General features: G+C 73.5%; 17 protein-coding genes. 3 read left to right on the top strand and 14 right to left on the bottom strand.

The genetic code is table 11. The features are described 5' to 3' along the window. Window positions 1–27: 27 nt before the first annotated feature. A complete protein-coding gene (locus ABZ815_RS40360) occupies window positions 28–831 on the bottom strand; it encodes a Cof-type HAD-IIB family hydrolase (protein ID WP_357706619.1) in 804 nt (267 codons plus the stop codon). A 52-nt stretch (window positions 832–883) separates the two neighbouring features. Here ABZ815_RS40360 and ABZ815_RS40365 point away from each other — a divergent pair, with 52 nt between their 5' ends. Next, the gene (locus ABZ815_RS40365) at window positions 884–1267 is read left to right on the top strand and encodes a hypothetical protein (protein WP_357706620.1); all 384 of its coding nucleotides are present in this window, start codon (window positions 884–886) and stop codon (window positions 1265–1267) included. A 65-nt stretch (window positions 1268–1332) separates the two neighbouring features. Here the strand turns inward: ABZ815_RS40365 and ABZ815_RS40370 are convergent, their stop codons facing one another. Then, window positions 1333–1809, bottom strand: a complete 477-nt coding sequence (locus ABZ815_RS40370; protein WP_357706622.1) for a DUF2283 domain-containing protein — start codon at window positions 1807–1809, stop codon at window positions 1333–1335. 127 nt (window positions 1810–1936) lie between these two features. Here ABZ815_RS40370 and pyrF point away from each other — a divergent pair, with 127 nt between their 5' ends. Next, window positions 1937–2743, top strand: coding sequence for an orotidine-5'-phosphate decarboxylase (pyrF, locus tag ABZ815_RS40375; RefSeq protein ID WP_357706623.1), 807 nt, complete (start codon window positions 1937–1939; stop codon window positions 2741–2743). On the opposite strand, the gene ABZ815_RS40380 is transcribed toward pyrF, so the two are convergent. Next, on the bottom strand, window positions 2724–4400 hold the full coding sequence (locus ABZ815_RS40380) for a 2-isopropylmalate synthase (RefSeq protein WP_357706757.1): 1677 nt from the start codon (window positions 4398–4400) through the stop codon (window positions 2724–2726). The genes pyrF and ABZ815_RS40380 overlap by 20 nt on opposite strands. A 201-nt stretch (window positions 4401–4601) precedes the next feature. On the opposite strand from ABZ815_RS40380, the gene ABZ815_RS40385 reads away from it, so the two are divergent. Further along, complete coding sequence (locus tag ABZ815_RS40385; RefSeq protein ID WP_357706624.1) at window positions 4602–5303, top strand: FCD domain-containing protein; 702 nt, start codon at window positions 4602–4604, stop codon at window positions 5301–5303. A 75-nt stretch (window positions 5304–5378) separates the two neighbouring features. Here the strand turns inward: ABZ815_RS40385 and ABZ815_RS40390 are convergent, their stop codons facing one another. The 11 genes from ABZ815_RS40390 to ABZ815_RS40440 all read right to left on the bottom strand — a co-directional run bounded on the left by ABZ815_RS40390 (window position 5379) and on the right by ABZ815_RS40440 (window position 16553). Further along, the gene (locus ABZ815_RS40390) at window positions 5379–5639 is read right to left on the bottom strand and encodes a hypothetical protein (protein ID WP_357706626.1); all 261 of its coding nucleotides are present in this window, start codon (window positions 5637–5639) and stop codon (window positions 5379–5381) included. Window positions 5640–5697: 58 nt separating this feature from the next. Continuing rightward, the gene (gene rbsK, locus ABZ815_RS40395; RefSeq protein ID WP_357706628.1) at window positions 5698–6591 is read right to left on the bottom strand and encodes a ribokinase; all 894 of its coding nucleotides are present in this window, start codon (window positions 6589–6591) and stop codon (window positions 5698–5700) included. Then, window positions 6588–7928: an ADP-ribosylglycohydrolase family protein gene (locus ABZ815_RS40400; protein ID WP_357706629.1), complete on the bottom strand. Its 1341-nt coding sequence runs from the start codon at window positions 7926–7928 to the stop codon at window positions 6588–6590. Before ABZ815_RS40400 ends, rbsK begins: the two co-directional genes overlap by 4 nt. Further along, window positions 7925–9064, bottom strand: a complete 1140-nt coding sequence (locus tag ABZ815_RS40405; RefSeq protein WP_357706630.1) for an ADP-ribosylglycohydrolase family protein — start codon at window positions 9062–9064, stop codon at window positions 7925–7927. Before ABZ815_RS40405 ends, ABZ815_RS40400 begins: the two co-directional genes overlap by 4 nt. Next, window positions 9061–10020 carry an ADP-ribosylglycohydrolase family protein gene (locus ABZ815_RS40410; RefSeq protein ID WP_357706632.1) on the bottom strand — a complete coding sequence of 320 codons (960 nt, stop codon included), beginning with the start codon at window positions 10018–10020 and terminating at the stop codon, window positions 9061–9063. The genes ABZ815_RS40405 and ABZ815_RS40410 overlap by 4 nt, the downstream gene beginning before the upstream one ends. A 5-nt stretch (window positions 10021–10025) precedes the next feature. Further along, window positions 10026–10991: an ADP-ribosylglycohydrolase family protein gene (locus ABZ815_RS40415; protein ID WP_357706634.1), complete on the bottom strand. Its 966-nt coding sequence runs from the start codon at window positions 10989–10991 to the stop codon at window positions 10026–10028. Next, window positions 10988–12298 (bottom strand): sugar ABC transporter substrate-binding protein, encoded by a 1311-nt coding sequence (locus ABZ815_RS40420; protein WP_357706636.1) that lies wholly within the window; start codon window positions 12296–12298, stop codon window positions 10988–10990. The genes ABZ815_RS40415 and ABZ815_RS40420 overlap by 4 nt, the downstream gene beginning before the upstream one ends. 12 nt (window positions 12299–12310) lie before the next feature. Continuing rightward, a complete protein-coding gene (locus ABZ815_RS40425; RefSeq protein WP_357706637.1) occupies window positions 12311–13129 on the bottom strand; it encodes a carbohydrate ABC transporter permease in 819 nt (272 codons plus the stop codon). After that, window positions 13126–14040 (bottom strand): sugar ABC transporter permease, encoded by a 915-nt coding sequence (locus ABZ815_RS40430; protein WP_357706638.1) that lies wholly within the window; start codon window positions 14038–14040, stop codon window positions 13126–13128. The genes ABZ815_RS40425 and ABZ815_RS40430 overlap by 4 nt, the downstream gene beginning before the upstream one ends. Continuing rightward, window positions 14037–15068 (bottom strand): LacI family DNA-binding transcriptional regulator, encoded by a 1032-nt coding sequence (locus ABZ815_RS40435; protein WP_357706639.1) that lies wholly within the window; start codon window positions 15066–15068, stop codon window positions 14037–14039. Before ABZ815_RS40435 ends, ABZ815_RS40430 begins: the two co-directional genes overlap by 4 nt. 258 nt (window positions 15069–15326) lie before the next feature. Then, complete coding sequence (locus tag ABZ815_RS40440; RefSeq protein ID WP_357706640.1) at window positions 15327–16553, bottom strand: MFS transporter; 1227 nt, start codon at window positions 16551–16553, stop codon at window positions 15327–15329. Window positions 16554–16558 lie beyond the last annotated feature (5 nt).

The raw sequence follows: 16558 nt of genomic DNA on the forward strand, positions 1-16558 counted from the left end.
GGCGGGCGGGCGCCGGGTCCGGCCGGGTCAGCCGAAGAGGCGTTCGAGGACCTCGGCCACGCCGTCCTCGTCGTTGGAGGACGTACGGTGCCCGGCCGCGGCCAGCACCAGCGGGTGCGCGTTGGCCATCGCGTAACCGGCCCCGGCGAAGGCCAGCACGGCCAGGTCGTTGGGCATGTCGCCGAACGCCACCACCTGCGCGGGCTCGACCCCGCGCTCCTCGCACAGCTCCGCCAGCATGCCCGCCTTGGTCACGCCCAGGGCGCTGACCTCCAGGAGCCCCGGCACGCCGGAGTGGGTGACCTCGGCCAGCTCCCCGACCGCCGCCGCGGCGACGGCGGACATCTCGTCGGCGGTGTGCGCGGGCGAGAGCACCAGCAGCTTGACGATCGGCTCGCCGGCCTCGCACGCCGAGGCCACCTCCCGGTAGTGCTCGACGTCGTGCGCGACCCGCCTGGTGTAGCCGGACTCGGTGAGCACGCCCGTGCCGGTCTCGATCGCGAAGGCCGCCCCGGGCAGCGCCGCGGCCAGGCTGTCGGCGACCTTCCTGGCGGCCCGCGGCTCGATCGTGCGGCTGGCGACGATCTCGGCGGCGGCCAGGTCGTACAGGAGGGCGCCGTTGCTGCAGATCGCCAGGCCGGTCAGGCCCGCCTGCCCGGCGATGGCGTGGACGGAGCGCGGCGGCCGGGCGGTGACGAAGACGATCTCCGCTCCGGCGTCGCGGGCCAGGCCCAGGGCCTGTTCGGTGCGCGGGGAGATGATCCCGGCGGAGGTCAGCAGGGTGCCGTCCAGGTCGGTGGCCACGATGCGGGGCCGGGTGGCGGGGGTCACGTCACCTACGGTAGGGCCTGGGGTGCGGGGGCCCGCGGAGTAGGGTGCCCTCGTGTCTACTCCTTCGGGGCGTTTCGCCCGATCTGGGCCGCGGCCGGCCGACGGGCTCGCGCCCGTGTTCCGGTTCGCGTCCGAGCTGGTCGCCTGGGTGGCGACGCCGTGGGCGCTGGCCTCCTGGTCGGTGTGGGCGGCCGTGTTGTCGGTGGTGGTGCTGATCGGGCTGCCGACGGTGTTCGCCACACCCGGCGACAAGCGCGGCGTGGTGGTCGCCGTGCCGGGGTTCGTGACGGTGGCGCTGGTGGCCCTCCAGCTCGTGGCGGCGGTGGCGGCGGCGTGGGTGGCCTGGCACGCGGCGGTGGCCGCGGTGGTCACGGTGCTGGCGATGGTCACCGTGGTGCTGGAACTGCCCCGCTGGCGCTGGCTGCTGACCGGCTGAGCCCCTTCGGAGCGGCGTCGCGGCCCTCCTGAACGAAGGCCCTTCAGGCGTTGCGGGCAGGCCCTTCAGAGGCGCATCTCGGAGGGGAGGCGGGTGGCGGCGTTGAGGAGTTCCAGGCCGAGCAGTTCGCCCGAGGCGCCGTAGTCGAGGACGACGTCCTCCGACACGGTCTGTCGTACCGCCTCACCTGGCACTATTTCATGCTTCATCGCGATATAGGCGATGTCTCGGTCCTTGTCCCAGTTGACGTACACGGTCTGGGTGCGTTGCCGGTCCGGCGGGGTGTCGTCCGGGTGTAGCAGGCCCTCCTTGGCCTCGTGCGAGCCGGCCAGCGCGGCCCGTACCATGGCCAGCGCCACCTCGACCGCCTCCAGCGCGTCGCGGCCGGTCGCCCTGCGCTCGTGCTCCCATCCGGCCAGCCCGTCGATCCGGTACGGGCACGACCACTCCCCCGCCTCCTCGTACGGCACGCCGACGGTGACGACCACCTCGCGCAGCGGCACGGTCTCCAGCACCAGTACTCGTTGGGCGATCTCGTACATGTCGCATCATCTACCCCGGCGCCCGCTTCCGGAAGACCCGCGACCCGAGCCATATCATCCGGGGCCGATGCTTACCGGATTCGAGCCGCGGCGGGTTAGTGTGCGTTGGGGTCGCAAGGGGGCCTAGATGAACGAGTCGTTCGGCACACGCCTGCGTGCCAGGCTGGACAAATTCGGCCCGCTCTGTGTGGGCATCGATCCGAGCCCGGCGTTGCTCGACGCCTGGGGCCTCGACGACTCACCGGGCGGCCTTGAGCGCTTCAGCCGCACGGTGGCCGACACGATCAGCGACGTGGCCGCCGTGGTCAAGCCGCAGTCGGCCTTCTACGAGCGCTGGGGCAGCCGCGGCGTGGCCGTCCTGGAACGCACCATCGCCGACCTGCGCGAGGCCGGCACGCTGGTGCTGCTCGACGTCAAGCGCGGCGACGTCGACACCACGATGGCCGCCTACGCCGAGGCCTACCTCGACCGGGGCAGCCCGCTGGCCGCCGACGCGGTGACGCTCAGCCCCTACCTGGGGTTCGGCTCGCTGGAGGTGGCGATCACCTCGGCGGTGGCCAACGACGCCGGGGTCTTCGTGCTGGCCCGCACCTCCAACCCGGCGGCGGCGGGGCTGCAGCAGCGGGTGGCCGACCTGGTGATCGCCGGGGCCGCCGCCGCGAACGCGGGCCACGAGCCGTTCGGGCCGGTGGGAGTGGTGATGGGGGCCACGCTGCCCGCGCTCGACCACTCCCTGGTCGGCCTCGACGGGCCGATCCTGGCTCCGGGGCTCGGCGCGCAGGGCGCCTCCCCCGCCGACGTGGCCCGCCTGTTCGCCCCGGTACGCGGCTCCGTCGTCCCGTCGGTCTCCAGGGCCGTCCTGGCCGACCCGAAGCGGCTGCGGTCGAGGACCCTGCACTACCGGGACGAATGCGTCAGATACCTGACGGACTGAGCCGGTCGACGGCGGCCAGCACCGCCCGTACCGAGGCGGTGAGCACCGAGGTGTCCTGACCGGCGCCCCAGCCGATCACGCCACCGACCCGGGCCTCCACGTACGCGACCGCGCTGCTGCCCGTCCCCGGGTCCACGGCGTGCTCGGCGTAGTGCAGGACGTCGACCTCGACGCCGTCCCCGGCCAGCGCGGCGGTCAGCGCGGACAGCGGCCCGTTGCCGGTGCCGCGCAGCACCCGTCCGGATTCCAGCACGCCCTCGAACTCGTGCGTCCCCGGCGCGGTCTCGGCCGTGCGCCAGGAGACGAACCCGCCGCGCTCGCCGGGGGCGATGTAGGTGGCGTGGAAGAGCGACCACAGCTCGTCGGCGGTGATCTCCTCGCCGCTGTCGTCCGTGGCCCGCTGCACCGCCGCCGAGAAGTCGATCTGGAGACGGCGCGGCAGGTCGAGCCCGCGGCGGGCGCCCAGCAGGTACGCGATGCCGCCCTTGCCCGACTGGCTGTTGACCCGGATGACGGCCTGGTAGCCGCGCCCCACGTCGGCCGGGTCGATGGGCAGGTACGGCACCTCCCACGGCGCCAGCTCCGGCGGCACGCCCAGCTCGGCGGCCCGCGCGACGTGGTGGGCCAGGCCCTTGCCGATGGCGTCCTGGTGGGTGCCGGAGAAGGCGGTGTAGACCAGGTCGCCGGCGTAGGGGTGGCGGTCGTGGACGGGCAGGCGGTTGCAGTGCTCGACGACGCGCCGGACCTCGTCGACGGCCGAGAAGTCGATCATCGGGTCGACGCCCTGGGAGTGCAGGTTGAGCGCGAGGGTCACCAGGTCGACGTTGCCGGTGCGCTCCCCGTTGCCGAACAGGCAGCCCTCCACCCGCTGCGCCCCGGCGAGCACGGCCAGCTCGGCGCAGGCCACGCCGGTGCCGCGGTCGTTGTGCGGGTGCACCGACAGGATCACCGAGTCGCGGCGGTCGAGGTGGCGGTGCATGTACTCGATCTGGTCGGCGTACACGTTGGGGGTGGAGATCTCGACGGTCGCGGGCAGGTTGTGGATCACCGGGCGGTCCGGGGAGGCGTCCCAGAGGGCGGTCAGGTCGTTGCAGACCTCCAGCACGTAGTCGGGCTCGGTGAGGTTGAACACCTCGGGCGAGAACTCGAAGCGCACCGGCAGCCCCTCGGCCAGGCGGGCGACCTGGCCGGCCGCGTCCAGGACGAGCTTGCGCAGGTCGTCCCGGTCGCGGCCGAGCACCACGTCCCGCCAGACGGGCGCGGTCGCGGTGTAGAGGTGCACGACCACGTCGGGCAGGCCGCGGATCGACTCGAAGGTGCGCTCGATCAGGTCCTGACGGGCGGCGGTGAAGGCCACCACGGTCACGTCCTCGGGCACCGCGCCGGGCTCGGCCAGTTCCCTGAGGAAGTCGAAGTCGAGCCTGCTGGCCGACGGGTAGCCGACCTCGATCTCCTTGAAGCCCATCCGCACCTGGAGGTCGAACAGGCGGCGCTTGCGCGCCGGGTCCATCGGCTCGGCCAGCGCCTGGTTGCCGTCACGCAGGTCGACGGGGACCCAGAGGGGGGCGCTGGTGATGCGGCGCGAGGGCCAGGCGCGCTCGCCGGCCACGGGCACCTCGACCCGCTCGTGGGCGGGCCGGTAGCGGTGGGAGGGCATCGCGCTGGGGCGCTGCCGGTTCCATTCGTACACGTCTTCGTTCCTTCTCGGCGATCGGACGACCGGCAGCACCTCGCACGCCGCGGCGGGGTGCCGGTCCGGTCAGGCCCCGCCGCGGCGGCCGAGAAGAAGGAGACCGTACGACGACATGGCGGCTACACTAACCACAACACAGGTCCTCAGACAACCTGAGAGGTACACATGCCGCTCGGCGCCCTCCGCCGCAGCCCCCTGGTCGACCAGGCCGTCGAGCATCTGCGCGAGCAGATCACCGGAGGCCACTGGCCGGTCGGCACCCGCCTGCCCGGCGAGAACGCGCTGGCCCAGACGCTCGGGGTGGGCCGGTCCACGGTCCGCGAGGCGCTGCGGGCGCTGGCCGGCGCCGGGCTGGTGCGGGCGCGTCAGGGCTCGGGCGTGTTCGTCATCGCCTCGGAGCCGGTCCAGGACTGGCCCGCCCGGCTGCGGCGGGCCGCGATCACCGACGTGTACGAGGTCCGCATGATGGTCGAGACGCAGGCGGCCAGGCTGGCGGCGGCGCGGCGTACCGACGAGGACGTGGCGGCGATGGAGGCGGCGCTCCAGGCCCGCGAGCAGGCGGCCGGCGGGGACGACGCGGCCTTCGTGGACGCCGACATCGCGCTGCACGCGGCGGTCGTGGCGGCGGCGGGCAACCCGGTGCTCACGGACCTGTTCGCCGAGTTCGCCCCGGCGTTGCGGGAGGGCCTGATCGACATGGTGGAGCTGCTGGGGCTGCGCGAGCACGACCGCAACCCGGGGCACGGCACGCACGCCGCGCTCGTGGCGGCGGTCCGCGACGGGGACGCGACGGCGGCGAGCGACCTGCTGGCGGCCGAGCTGGAACAGACCCTCGCCCGCCTGCACACGACCCCGGGCGGCCGGTGACCGCCGACCGGCGGACCGGGCCCGTCGCGGCGACGGACCGGGGGGCAGACCGTGCGGCGGGTGCGGCGGGTGCGGTCAGGAGGTGGGGCCGGCGTCGGGGCGGATGACGTCCTCGCCTTCGTCGTCCTCCTCGGGCGGCTCTTCCGGGGTGGGCTCCTCCTGCTCGTCCGGCGGGTCGGCGGACACGGGGCGGCGGGTCCTGGGCGACCCCGAGAAGGATCGTTCGGCGACCACGTCGGTCTCCCCTTCCACGCCTCCCACCGCCTCAGGCAGGTCGTCGGGCTTCCGCCTCGCGTGGCCCACCGCCTCGGGCAGGTCGTCGGGCTGCTCGCTCATGGCCCCCACCTGCCCGTGACGGCGTCCCTTGACGCCCGGCCGGACGTCAAGGGACGGGCTAGGACAGCTTCCGCAGGGCGTCCTCGATCTCGGCCCTGACCGGCATCGACGTGCTGGCGCCCGCCCGCTGCACCGACAGCGCCGCCGCCACCGAGGCGAACCGCAGCGCCTCGGCCGGCGCCAGCCCCTCGGCCCGCGCCACCGACAGCGCGCCCACGAACGTGTCACCGGCGGCCGTCGTGTCGACGGCCTTCACCCTGATCGCGGGCACCCGCAGCCGCTCGCCCGAGCGGGAGCCGTAGAGCGCGCCCTGCGAGCCCAGCGTGATGACGGCCTCCTCGACGCGTTCGAGGAGCGCGTCGAGGGCGGCCTCGGGGTCGGCCTGCCCGGTGATGTCGGCGGCCTCGTGCTCGTTCGGGACGATCATGGTGACCGCGTCGAGCAGCTCGTCGGGCAGCGGCTGGGCGGGCGCCGGGGTCAGGACGGCGGGCACGCCGGACACGCGGGCCGCCTCCGCGGCGGCCACGACGGCCTCCATGGGCAGTTCGAGCTGGAGCAGCAGGGCCCGCGACCCGGCGATCGTGGCCAGGTCGCCGCCGGACGGCCCGGTCACGGTGCCGTTCGCGCCCGGCACGACGATGATCGAGTTGCCGCCGGCGTCGTCGACCACGATGTGCGCGATGCCGCTGGGGCCGGGCACCTCGCGCAGGCCGTGGACGTCCACGCCGGCCTCGGCCAGGGTGGAGCGCATCTCGGCGCCGAAGCCGTCGTCGCCGACCGCGCCGAGGAAGGACACCTGCGCACCGGCGCGGGCCGCGGCGATGGCCTGGTTGGCGCCCTTGCCGCCGGGCACGGTCCGGAACGAGTGACCGGTGACCGTCTCACCCCGCTTGGGGGCTTCAGATACGTACGCGACGAGGTCCATGTTCGCGCTGCCGAAAACCGAGATCATGACGCCATCATCTCCTGAGTACGTCGCGCCAGTTCGCCGAGCCCCACCCCGTCGAAGCCGGTCAGGCTGCTGGACAGGCTGTCGCGCATGAGCCAGCGGTCCGGCACGCCGCCGTTCAGCGCGCCCGCGACGGACCCCGCCGTGGCCCCGGCCGAGTCGGTGTCCCAGCCGCCGGCGACCGCGCCCGCGATCGTGGCGGTGAAGTCGCCCCGCCCGTGGATCAGGGTGGCGGCGACCAGGGCGGCGTTGTTGATCGTGTGCACCCAGTGCAGCGTGCCATGCCGCTGGTGCAGCAGGTCGATGACACGCTCGAAGTCCGGCTCGCGGCCGGCGTCGGCGGCGGCCAGGCTGACCGCCTCGTGCAGGCGGGAGCTCGGCGGCACCACCGACAGGCCCGCCTCGACGACCTCCCGGGGCGAACCGGCGACCAGCGAGGCGGCGCACATGGCCGCGACGAACATCGCGCCGTAGATCCCGTTGGCCGTGTGGGTGAGCCGGGCGTCGCGCCAGGCCAGCTCGGCGGCCGCGGCGGGGTCGCCGGGGTTGGCCCAGCCGTAGACGTCGGTCCTGATGAAGGCGCCGATCCACTCGCGGAACGGGTTGCGCCGGGTGGCCGTCTCCGGGGGCTCGAAGCCGTCGAGCAGGTTGCGGTAGGCGACCCGCTCGGCGGTGAACGTCCGGCCGGCCGGAAGCTCATCCAGCCACAGCTTGGCGACGTCCTCGGTGGTGAAGCCGCGGCCGTGGCGCTCCAGGACGGACAGCGCCAGCAGCGGGTAGTTGAGGTCGTCGTCCTCGGGGATGCCGTCGATGTTCTCGGCCAGGGAGTTGACCGCGCTGCGCCGGTTCCACGGCCACCTGCGCGCGATCTCCTCCGGCAGGCCCTCGGCGGTGAACCAGCCGGTCACGGGCCAGTTGCCGGTGGCCTCGGCGATCTGCCTGATGCCCTCGCGCGGGATCTTCTCCACCGGCTTGCCCAGCACGCATCCGGCCGCCCGTCCCTGCCAGGCGCCCAGCAGCCGCGCCGGGTCGGCCTTCGCGGCCGTCCCGGACGAGGGCCAGCCGGGGCAGGCGGCGACGATGGCGTCCAGCTCGGACGGCTCGGCCAGCGGCGACGGGATCGCGGCCAGCTCGTCCAGCAGGCTCTCGGCCAGGGGACGCAGCCGGGCGGCGGCGGCCTCGGAGGCGCCGGCGCGCGGCGGGGCGTCGTGGCCGCCCGCCGCGTGCCAGCGTCCGGCCAGCTCGCGCACCTGCGGCAGGTCGCCCCTGCCGTCCTCGGCGGCCTGGCGCAGCTCGTGGCCCACCAGGTCCTCCGGCTGCACCCAGGTGAGCCTGATCATCGCGCGTCCAGCTCGGCGAAGGCGGTCTCGTGGGCGCGCCGCCGCGCCAGGTCGTCGGCGTGCACCCGGCGCGCCACCTCGGCGATGGCCAGGCCGGGCGCCACCAGGTCGGTACGGCTGGCCGCCCCGATCTGCTCCACCCACTGCGTGGGCACCGCGGACAGCCCCCCGAGGGCGCCCGCGATCGCTCCGCCCATGGAGGCGATCGAGTCGGCGTCGCGGCCGTAGTTCACGCCGCCGAGCACGGTGTCGCGGAAGTCGCCCTTGGCCGCGACCAGGAAGCCCAGCGCCAGCGGCAGCTCCTCGATGCTGTGCACCCGGCTCGGCCGGCGCGCGCCGAGGCCCTGGTCGCGGTAGGTGTCGGCGACCGTGTCGAAGGGCCGTACGGCCGCGCGCAGCGTCTCGAACGAGCCCTCCCAGTGGCCGACCCCGGCGGCGGCCTCGCAGACCGCCTCGATGGCGGCGCGGGTGCCGTCCTTGGCCAGGCGCAGGCAGGCGGCGACCACGGAGTCGACCGTGGCGCCCGGCCGCATGGCCTCGGCGACGGCGGCGGCCATCACGCCGGCGGCCTCGCGTCCGTAGCTGGACTGGTGGGCCCCGGCCAGGTCGACGGCCTCGGCGTAGGCGGCGTCGGGGTCGGCGGCGTTGACGATGCCGACGGGCGCGACGTACATGGCCGCGCCGCAGTTGACGATGTTGCCGACGCCGGCCTCGCGCGGGTCGACGTGCCCATAGTGCAGGCGGGCCACGATCCACTTCTCGGCCAGGAAGATCCGGTGCAGCGGCAGCGCCTCGGCCTCCAGCTCGGGGATCCACCGCCGCTCGCCCATCAGCTCCGGCACGAGGTGGTCGGCCATGGCGTACGCCCCCAGGTGCCCGCCGACCTTCTCGTACACGCGGATCAGGGCGTGCGTCATCAGGGTGTCGTCGGTGATGTGCCCGTCGCCCTTGTGGTACGGCGCGATCGGCCGGGCGTTGCGCCAGTCCTCGTTGTACGGCGGCACGATGCCCTCGACCCGGCCGCCGTACCTGTTCACGATCTGTTCGGGAGTCCAGCCCTCGGTGGCGCCGCCCAGCGCGTCTCCGACCGCCGCCCCCGCCACGCAGCCAGTGGCCCTGTCCTCAAGCGGCGTCATGCGATTCCCTTCGTCAGTTCGATCAGATCCTTGCCCGCCAGCGACGGCAGGCAGCAGCCCGCCAGCGCGCGGGCCGGCGCGAGCCACCCCTCCGGGATCGCGCCGTACCCACTGGCGGCCCCCGCCAGTGCGCCGGTCAGCGCGGGCGCCGAGTCGGCCAGCGCGGACAGGCAGGCGGCGGCCGGGACGGCGCGGGCGAGGTCGCCCCCCGCCGCCTCGGCCAGCGCCAGGGCGACGGGCACCGTCTGGGCGGCGCCCACGCCGTAGCTGTAGACGTGGTCGAGCAGCGCGGCGTCCAGCGCGGGCACCGCGCCGAACGGGTCGCCGGCCTTCCTGGCCGCGGCCAGCGCCACCCGGGCGTTGTGCCCGATGGCGGTGTCCTCGGGCAGGACGGCGAGCGCCGCCTCCACGGCCTCCCCCACAGAGCCCGACGCGACCGCCGCGGCGACGGCGGCGGCCATGGCCTGGGCTCCGAGCAGCCCGTCGCCCGCGTTGGTCACCTGGGCGTCCTCGGTCGGGTCCTTGCCCAGGGCTCCGAACGCGACCGCCCGTACGGCGGCGGCGTCGTCGAAGTGGTGCGGGTTGTCGTGCCCGGAGGCCGGCGGCTCCAGGCCCCTGGCCAGGTTGTCCAGCGCGGTGGCCACCGAGATGCGCGCCCGGACGTCGGTCAGCTCCCGGAACGCCGCGGCCCGCGGCCGGTCGATCGTCAGCAGCGTCCAGGCCAGCCATTCGGCGTCGTCGGACGGGCCGACGGCCAGCGGCGCGATCGGCTGGTTGAGCGCGAACGGCACCGGCAGCGTGGTGACCCGGTGCTCCTCGGCGAAGGCGTCCAGCTCGCGGTGCAGGCGCCGGCTCCAGGGCGCGTGCAGGGCGGCGCGGTGCCTGGCCGCGGGCCAGCCGACGGCGTCGCCCACGGCGAGCCCGATGAAGGCCCCCCTGATTCTGTCCCCCGACATATGATCTACAGTCCTTCCGCCAGCTCGTCGGCGACGTCCAGCACGTGTCTTCCGGCCACGACGGGCAGGCATTTCCCGCTCACCGGGCCGATCTGGGCGGCCCATCGGGCGGGCACGCCCTGCTCTCCCTGGATGGCGCCGGCGATCGCGCCGGCGATGGCGCCGATCGTGTCGGCGTCCCTGCCCAGGCTCACCCCGAACGTCACCGTCGCCTCCAGCTCGCCGCCGCCCGCCAGGACGGCGCCCAGCGCCAGCGCGACGGCCTCGGGCGCGAGGTCGGTCCAGGGGTAGTGCCTGACCACGACGGCCTCGTGCAGGGCCTCGATCAGGGCGAGGTCGTCGCCCGCGCCGGACGCGAGCACGTCGCGCGCCCTGACGATCGCGCGGGCCGTCCAGGAGTCGGCGGGGATCACCGACAGCGCGGCCGCCACCGCCTCCGCGGGCGTGCCGCCCGCCATCGCGGCGGCCACGGCCCCGGCGACCGCGCGGCCGCCGAGTATGCCCTCGCCCGACCCGCTGACCAGCCCGTCCTGCTCGATCAGGCGGGCGGCCTCGGCCGGGTCGCCGGGGCAGAAGATCCCGTACGGGGCCGCCCGCATGGCCAGGCCGTCGGACCAGCCGTGCTGGTGGACGCGTCCGGTCAGCGGGGGTTCCAGCCCCCGGCGAAGCGCTTCGATGGTGCCCAGCTCGGAGAAGCCGGCGCCGCGCATCGGCCCGGTCACCGACGGGATGATCTCCCGCCGGTACGCCCGCGCGACGTCGGCCGCGGTCAGGGCGTGCCCGTGCCGGACGAGCAGCGAGGCGGCGAAGATGGCGTACTCGGTGTCGTCGGTGCCGCCCCCTTCGATCTCGGTGAGCCGGCCCCACCGCCGCCGGATCTCCGACGGCGACAGGTTCTCGGCGGGGGCCCCGAGGGCGTCGCCGGCCGCGAGGCCGAGCAGACACCCCCGGGCCCTCAGGCGATGAGTCACTGCTGGTACCGCTCCAAGACCTGGTTGCCGTCCTCGACGAGCCGCTTGGCCGCGTCGTCGATGGTGATCTTATTGGCGAAGTACTCCTGGAGGACCGGCGTGGCGACCTTGCTCTTCCACTCGTCGAAGCCGTTCACCTTCAGGAACGGGGCCACGACCAGGTTCTTGGCGGAGGCGGTGGCGACGTCCCAGCCGTTCTCCTGGGTGGTCATCGCCGGGTCGGCGGCGGCCGTCTGCGAGGTCGGCAGCAGCCAGTCGCCCTTGGCGAGCTTGGCCTGGTTGGCGCCGTTGAGGAAGAACGAGATGAACTTCATGGCCTCGTCCGGGTGCTTGCTGTCCTGGGCGATCGACAGCGTCTGCGAGACCGCGCCCTGCTGGGCGCTGGTGCCCTTCGGCGCGGGCAGCGTCACCCAGTCGAAGTCGTCCGGGGCCTGCTCGGCGACCTGCTGGCGCAGGTAGACGCCGGCCGGCAGCAGCGCGAACTTGCCCTTGTAGAAGGCGGGCAGCGGGTCGGCGGTGCCCTGGCCGAGCGCGGCCGGGTCGGCCGACTTGTCCTTGTAGAGCTGGTCGTGGATGCGCTGCAGCACCTCGCGCTCCTCCGGCCCGACCTTGACGGTGGTCTTGCCGTCGGTGGTCTGGAAGAACGTGCCGCCGAAGTTGAGCGCCAGGTTGAGCGTCTTGTTGACCGGCGACTTCATCGGCCAGGCCACGCCGAACGTGCCGCCCTTGGTCATCTTCTTGGCGGCCTCGGAGAACTCGTCCCAGGTCCACGGGTTGTCCGCGGTCGGGACGCGCACCTTGGAGGCGTCCAGGAGCTTCTTGTTGGCGATGATGACCTGCGACTCCTGCAGGAACGGCACGCCGTAGACGCCCTGCTCGCCCTTGCCGCCGTTGAAGGTGACGGTGTCCCAGGCCGACTGCGGGATGTCGCCCTTGAGGTCGGCGGGCAGCTTGCTCGTCAGGTCGAGCAGGTAGCCGTCGGAGGCGAACCCGGCCAGCGCCGGCGAGTCGTTGTGGATCACGTCGGGCGCGGTGCCGCCGGCGAACTGGGTGACGAGCTGGTCGTTGACGTTGTCCCAGCTGCCCTGCACGTACGTGACCTGGATCTTCGGGTTGGCCTTGTTCCACTCCTCGACGAGCTGATTGTTGGCCGCGACGGACTCCTTCTGCCAGGCCAGGCTGAGGAAGTTGAGCTTCACCGGCTCGCCGGAGGAGGCGGCCTCTCCACCGCCCCCTCCTCCGCTGCTGCCACACGCGGCGGCGAGAGCGACGACGGCCGCCGCCGCCAATGCGGACTTGATTCGCATATGAGCCTCCTACTAGCCCTTCACGGCGCCGGCCATCAGGCCGGACTTCAGTCGCCGCTGAATGATTGCGAAGAAGATCAGGCTCGGGATCGTCGCCATGAGCGACGCCGCGGCCAGCGGGCCGAGCCTGGCCACCCCCTCGGGGCCGGTGAACCGCACCAGCGTGAGCGGGAGTGTCATCACGTCGGGGTCCTGGAGGATCACGAGCGCGAACAGGAACTCGTTCCACGACGAGATGAAAGAGAACAGCAGCGTGGCCACCACGCCGGGCGCGAGCAGCGGCGCCACCACGCTGGCGATCGAGCGCAGCCGGGTCGCGCCGTCGACGGCCGCGGCCTCCTCCAGCTCGCGCGGGACGGCCCGCACGTAGCCCTGGAGCATCCACAGCGCGAACGGCAGCGTGAACGTCACGTGCACGACGACGAGCCCCGGCAGGGTGTTCACCAGCTCCAGATCCCGAAGGATCATGAAGAGCGGGATGATGATCAGGATGAACGGGAAGACCTGGCTGACCAGCACCCACCCGATCGCGACCTTGTTGAGCAGGCTGCGGTAGCGGGCCATGGCGTACGAGGCCGGCAGCGAGATCAGCACCGTGATCACGCTGCTGAACAGCGCCACGACCAGGCTGCGGCCGGCCGCGCCGATCAGGTCCTGCTCGCCGAAGGCGTCGGAGAAGTTGGACAGGGTCGGCTCGCGCGGGATCCACGTCGGGTCGGCGAGGGCCATCTCCTGGGGCGTCTTCAGCGCCGTGGACAGCAGCCAGAACAGCGGGAAGGCCAGGAAGACGATGTACGCGACCAGCGCGACGTACTGCGGGGCGCGTCTCATCGGGTCTCCCTCATCTGGCGCCACAGGTACAGGCCGAGCACCGCGAGCACGACGATCGCCATGGCCAGGCCGAGCATCGAGGCGTATCCGGCCATCCGGTAGCGGAAGGCCTCCTCGTAGGCGAACAGCATGGGCAGCCGGGTCTGGCCGCCGGGCCCGCCCTGGGTGAGCACGTAGACCAGGCCGAACTGGTTGATGTTCCACACGAAGTCGAGCGAGGTGATCGACACGATCACCGGCCGGAGCTGCGGGAGCGTGATGCTCCAGAACCGCCGCCAGCGGCCGGCGCCGTCGACCTCGCCGGCCTCGTAGAGCTCCTTGGGGATGCCCTGGAGGCCCGCGAGCAGCACGACGGTGGTCTGCGGCATGCCGGTCCAGACGCCGACCACGATGATCGCGGGCAGCGCGAGCGAGAAGTCGGCCAGCCAGTTGACGTGCGTGCCGAGCAGGCTGTTCAGGATGCCCGCGTCAGGGTGGTAGACGAGCTTCCACATCAGGCCGATGACCACCGGCGGCATCGCCCACGGCACCACCGCGAGCACCCGGGCCAGGGTCCTGAAGCGCAGGTTCTGGTTGAGCAGCACGGCCAGGCCGAGCGCGGCCAGGAACTGCAGCACGGTCACCGAGACCGACCAGATCGCGCCGATCCGGAACGAGGCCCAGAAGTCGTCGTCGGTGAGCAGCCGGCCGAAGTTCTCCAGGCCGACGAAGCTGGTCTCGTGGACGCGCGTGTTGCGGGCGTCGGTGAAGGCCAGGCCGATGCCGTACAGGAGCGGGCCGATGCTGAACAGCGCGACGGGAACCAGCGCGGGCAGCATGAGCAGCCACATCTCGCGGTTCCTGCGCGACTTGGGGCGCCGCCGGGAAGGCGGGCGCCGGGGTGGTGCCGCCGTGGTCACGGTCGCGGTCACGTCCTGCCTCCCTCATGTCCGTAGGTCTCGCCCGCCGTCGAGGCCCGCACCACCAGGCGCGGCGGCACGGTGATCACGCGCGGCGCGGCGTCGTCGCCGTTCAGCCGGTCGAGCAGCAGCTCGGCGGCGGCCTTGCCGCGCTCGGCCGAGCCGAGCGAGACGCTCGACAGCGACGGCCAGGACGCGGCGGCCAGGTCGGTGTCGTCCATGCCGACCACCGCCACGTCGTCGGGCACCCGGCGGCCGGCCGCGCGCAGCACGTCCAGGGCGCCGAGCGCGATCAGGTCGTTGGCGCACATCAGCGCGTCTACGTCGGGCGCCCGGTCCAGCAGCTCGGCCACCGCGCGGCCCCCTTGCGCGCGGTAGAAGTCACCGATCTGGACGAGGTCGTCGTCGTAGGGCAGTCCGAGCTGCTCCAGCGCCTCGCGGTAGGCCGCGCCTCGCGAGGCGCCGGGCCAGGTGTCGGGCGGGCCGTTGACCAGCGCGATGCGCCGGCGGCCGAGCGCGTGCAGGTGGTCGACGGCGAGCCTGACGCCGGTACGCGAGTCGGCCCGCACGTTGTCCACCGGCGTGCCCTCCGGCACCGTGCCGATGATCACGACGGGCGCCCTGGCCGCGGCCAGCATCTGCAGGTGGGCGTCGGTGACCCGGAGCGGGCTCATGATCAGCCCGTCCACGTACCGCTCGCCCAGGCTGTGCAGCACGTCGATCTCGTCGGCCACGACCGCGTCGGTCGAGTGCAGCACGAGCCGGTAGCCGGCCGCCTTGAGCACCGGCTGGATCTGGCGCAGCATCGCCAGGTAGGCGGGGTTGCCGACGTCGGCCATGGCGAAGGCCACCTGGTGGGTGCGCCGGGACTTGAGCGACCTGGCCACGGCGTTGCGCACGTAGCCCAGCTCGTCGGCGGCGGCCATCACCTTGCGCACGGTCTCCTGCCTGGTCGGCAGGCCGTTGAGGACCCGCGAGACGGAGGCGATCGAGACACCGGCGCGCTCGGCGATCGTGGTGATCGTGGGTCCGTCGGCCAAGGCTGTCCTTCCAAGAAGGTAAACGTTTACGGGAAAGTGTCTGTAAACGTTTACCGTGTTTCGCACATGAAACCGGCCCGTAACTTCGGGGTCAAGTCACGATCCCATAACGCCAGGTCAGCGGGCATGTCGGCAAAAGAAGAGCGCCCGCTCCCCCGGGCTCGGGGAAGCGGGCGCACAAGGGCCCGTGACGGCGGGCGCTCAAGGGCCCTTGGCGGCGGGTGCGCGAGGGTCGGCGGCAGCGGGCGCCCGCCGGGGTTACGCGGGACGTTCGGCGGGGACGGGCGCGGGGGCCGTCCGCCCGGTGAGCGAACGGATCGCCGGGGCGCCGCTGAGCGCGACGACGGCGGCCAGGACGGCCGGGATGATCAGCGCCACGGGCAGCGACTTCGTCGCCTCGGCCACGTACCCGAGGACCGCCGGGCCGAGCAGCAGCCCGCTGTAGCCGAAGGCCGTCACCATGGCCAGCGCGCGGCCCACCGGACCGCCCGCCGCGCCGACCGCGCTGAACAGCACCGGCACGACCGTGGCCAGCCCCACGCCCGCCAGCGCCCAGCCGGTCCACGCGCACACCACGCGCAGCGCCCCGCCGAACACCGGCGCGCCGAGCACCAGGACGTACCCCAGGGTGGCGAAGCCGCCGGCGAGCTGGATCGTGCGCACCGAGCCGAGCCGGGCCCTGATCGGGTCGCCGAGCAGGCGGATCGTCGTCATGGCGACCGAGAAGATCGTGTAGGCGAGCGGCGCGGCGGCCGGGTCGGTGTTCAGCACCCAGCGGGCGTGCAGCGCGGCCCAGTCGATGGCGGCGCCCTCGCTCAGGTGCCCGGCGAAGGCCGCGACCCCGAGCAGCGCGATGAGCGCCCACTTCAGCGTGCCGCCGCTCTCACCGCCGTCCGCCTCCTCGCCGGCCTGCCGGGCGGCGTCGGGCAGGAGCAGGCGGCAGGCCAGGAGGTACAGGAACGGCACCACGATCGCCGCCGTCACCAGCAGCGCCTGCGGGTCGATCGCCATCCGCAGCACGAGGGACGTCAGCAGGCCCCCGGCCGCCCCACCCAGGCTCCACGTGCCGTGGAAGGCCGAGATGATCGGCCGGCCGTAGACCCGCTCGACCTCGACGGAGTGGGCGTTGATGGCGACCTCGACCACCCCCAGCCCGATCCCGAACAGCAGCGCCAGCGCCATCAGCGCCCCGTACGAGGGCGCCAGCGCGGGCCCGAGGAGCAGCACGGCCGACAGCGGCCCGCCGACCCAGCACACCCGCCGGCTCGACCACCTGTCCACCAGCCGCCCGGCCACCAGCATCGACACCAGCGCGCCACCGGAGATCAACAGCAGGACGGTGCCCAGTCTGGCGGCGCCGAGGCCGAGGCGGTCGTTCAACGAGGGCAGCCCGGCCGCCCACAGACCCATCACGAATCCGCTGAGAGTGAAGAGACCGAAGACTCCGACACGAGCCCGTTTGGCATCAATGAGGCTTTTGTTCACGCCAA

The sequence above is a fragment of the Nonomuraea sp. NPDC047529 genome (assembly GCF_040642995.1).
Classification (GTDB): Bacteria; Actinomycetota; Actinomycetes; order Streptosporangiales; family Streptosporangiaceae; genus Nonomuraea.

Excerpts from the sequence above, each read along its gene's own strand:
- ABZ815_RS40370 (WP_357706622.1), bottom strand. The coding sequence starts at position 1,809 with ATGTACGAGATCGCCCAACGAGTACTGGTGCTGGAGACCGTGCCGCTG.
- pyrF (WP_357706623.1), top strand. The coding sequence starts at position 1,937 with ATGAACGAGTCGTTCGGCACACGCCTGCGTGCCAGGCTGGACAAATTC.
- ABZ815_RS40380 (WP_357706757.1), bottom strand. The coding sequence starts at position 4,400 with ATGCCCTCCCACCGCTACCGGCCCGCCCACGAGCGGGTCGAGGTGCCC.
- ABZ815_RS40385 (WP_357706624.1), top strand. The coding sequence starts at position 4,602 with ATGCCGCTCGGCGCCCTCCGCCGCAGCCCCCTGGTCGACCAGGCCGTC.
- ABZ815_RS40390 (WP_357706626.1), bottom strand. The coding sequence starts at position 5,639 with ATGAGCGAGCAGCCCGACGACCTGCCCGAGGCGGTGGGCCACGCGAGG.
- rbsK (WP_357706628.1), bottom strand. The coding sequence starts at position 6,591 with ATGATCTCGGTTTTCGGCAGCGCGAACATGGACCTCGTCGCGTACGTA.
- ABZ815_RS40400 (WP_357706629.1), bottom strand. The coding sequence starts at position 7,928 with ATGATCAGGCTCACCTGGGTGCAGCCGGAGGACCTGGTGGGCCACGAG.
- ABZ815_RS40405 (WP_357706630.1), bottom strand. The coding sequence starts at position 9,064 with ATGACGCCGCTTGAGGACAGGGCCACTGGCTGCGTGGCGGGGGCGGCG.
- ABZ815_RS40410 (WP_357706632.1), bottom strand. The coding sequence starts at position 10,020 with ATGTCGGGGGACAGAATCAGGGGGGCCTTCATCGGGCTCGCCGTGGGC.
- ABZ815_RS40420 (WP_357706636.1), bottom strand. The coding sequence starts at position 12,298 with ATGCGAATCAAGTCCGCATTGGCGGCGGCGGCCGTCGTCGCTCTCGCC.
- ABZ815_RS40425 (WP_357706637.1), bottom strand. The coding sequence starts at position 13,129 with ATGAGACGCGCCCCGCAGTACGTCGCGCTGGTCGCGTACATCGTCTTC.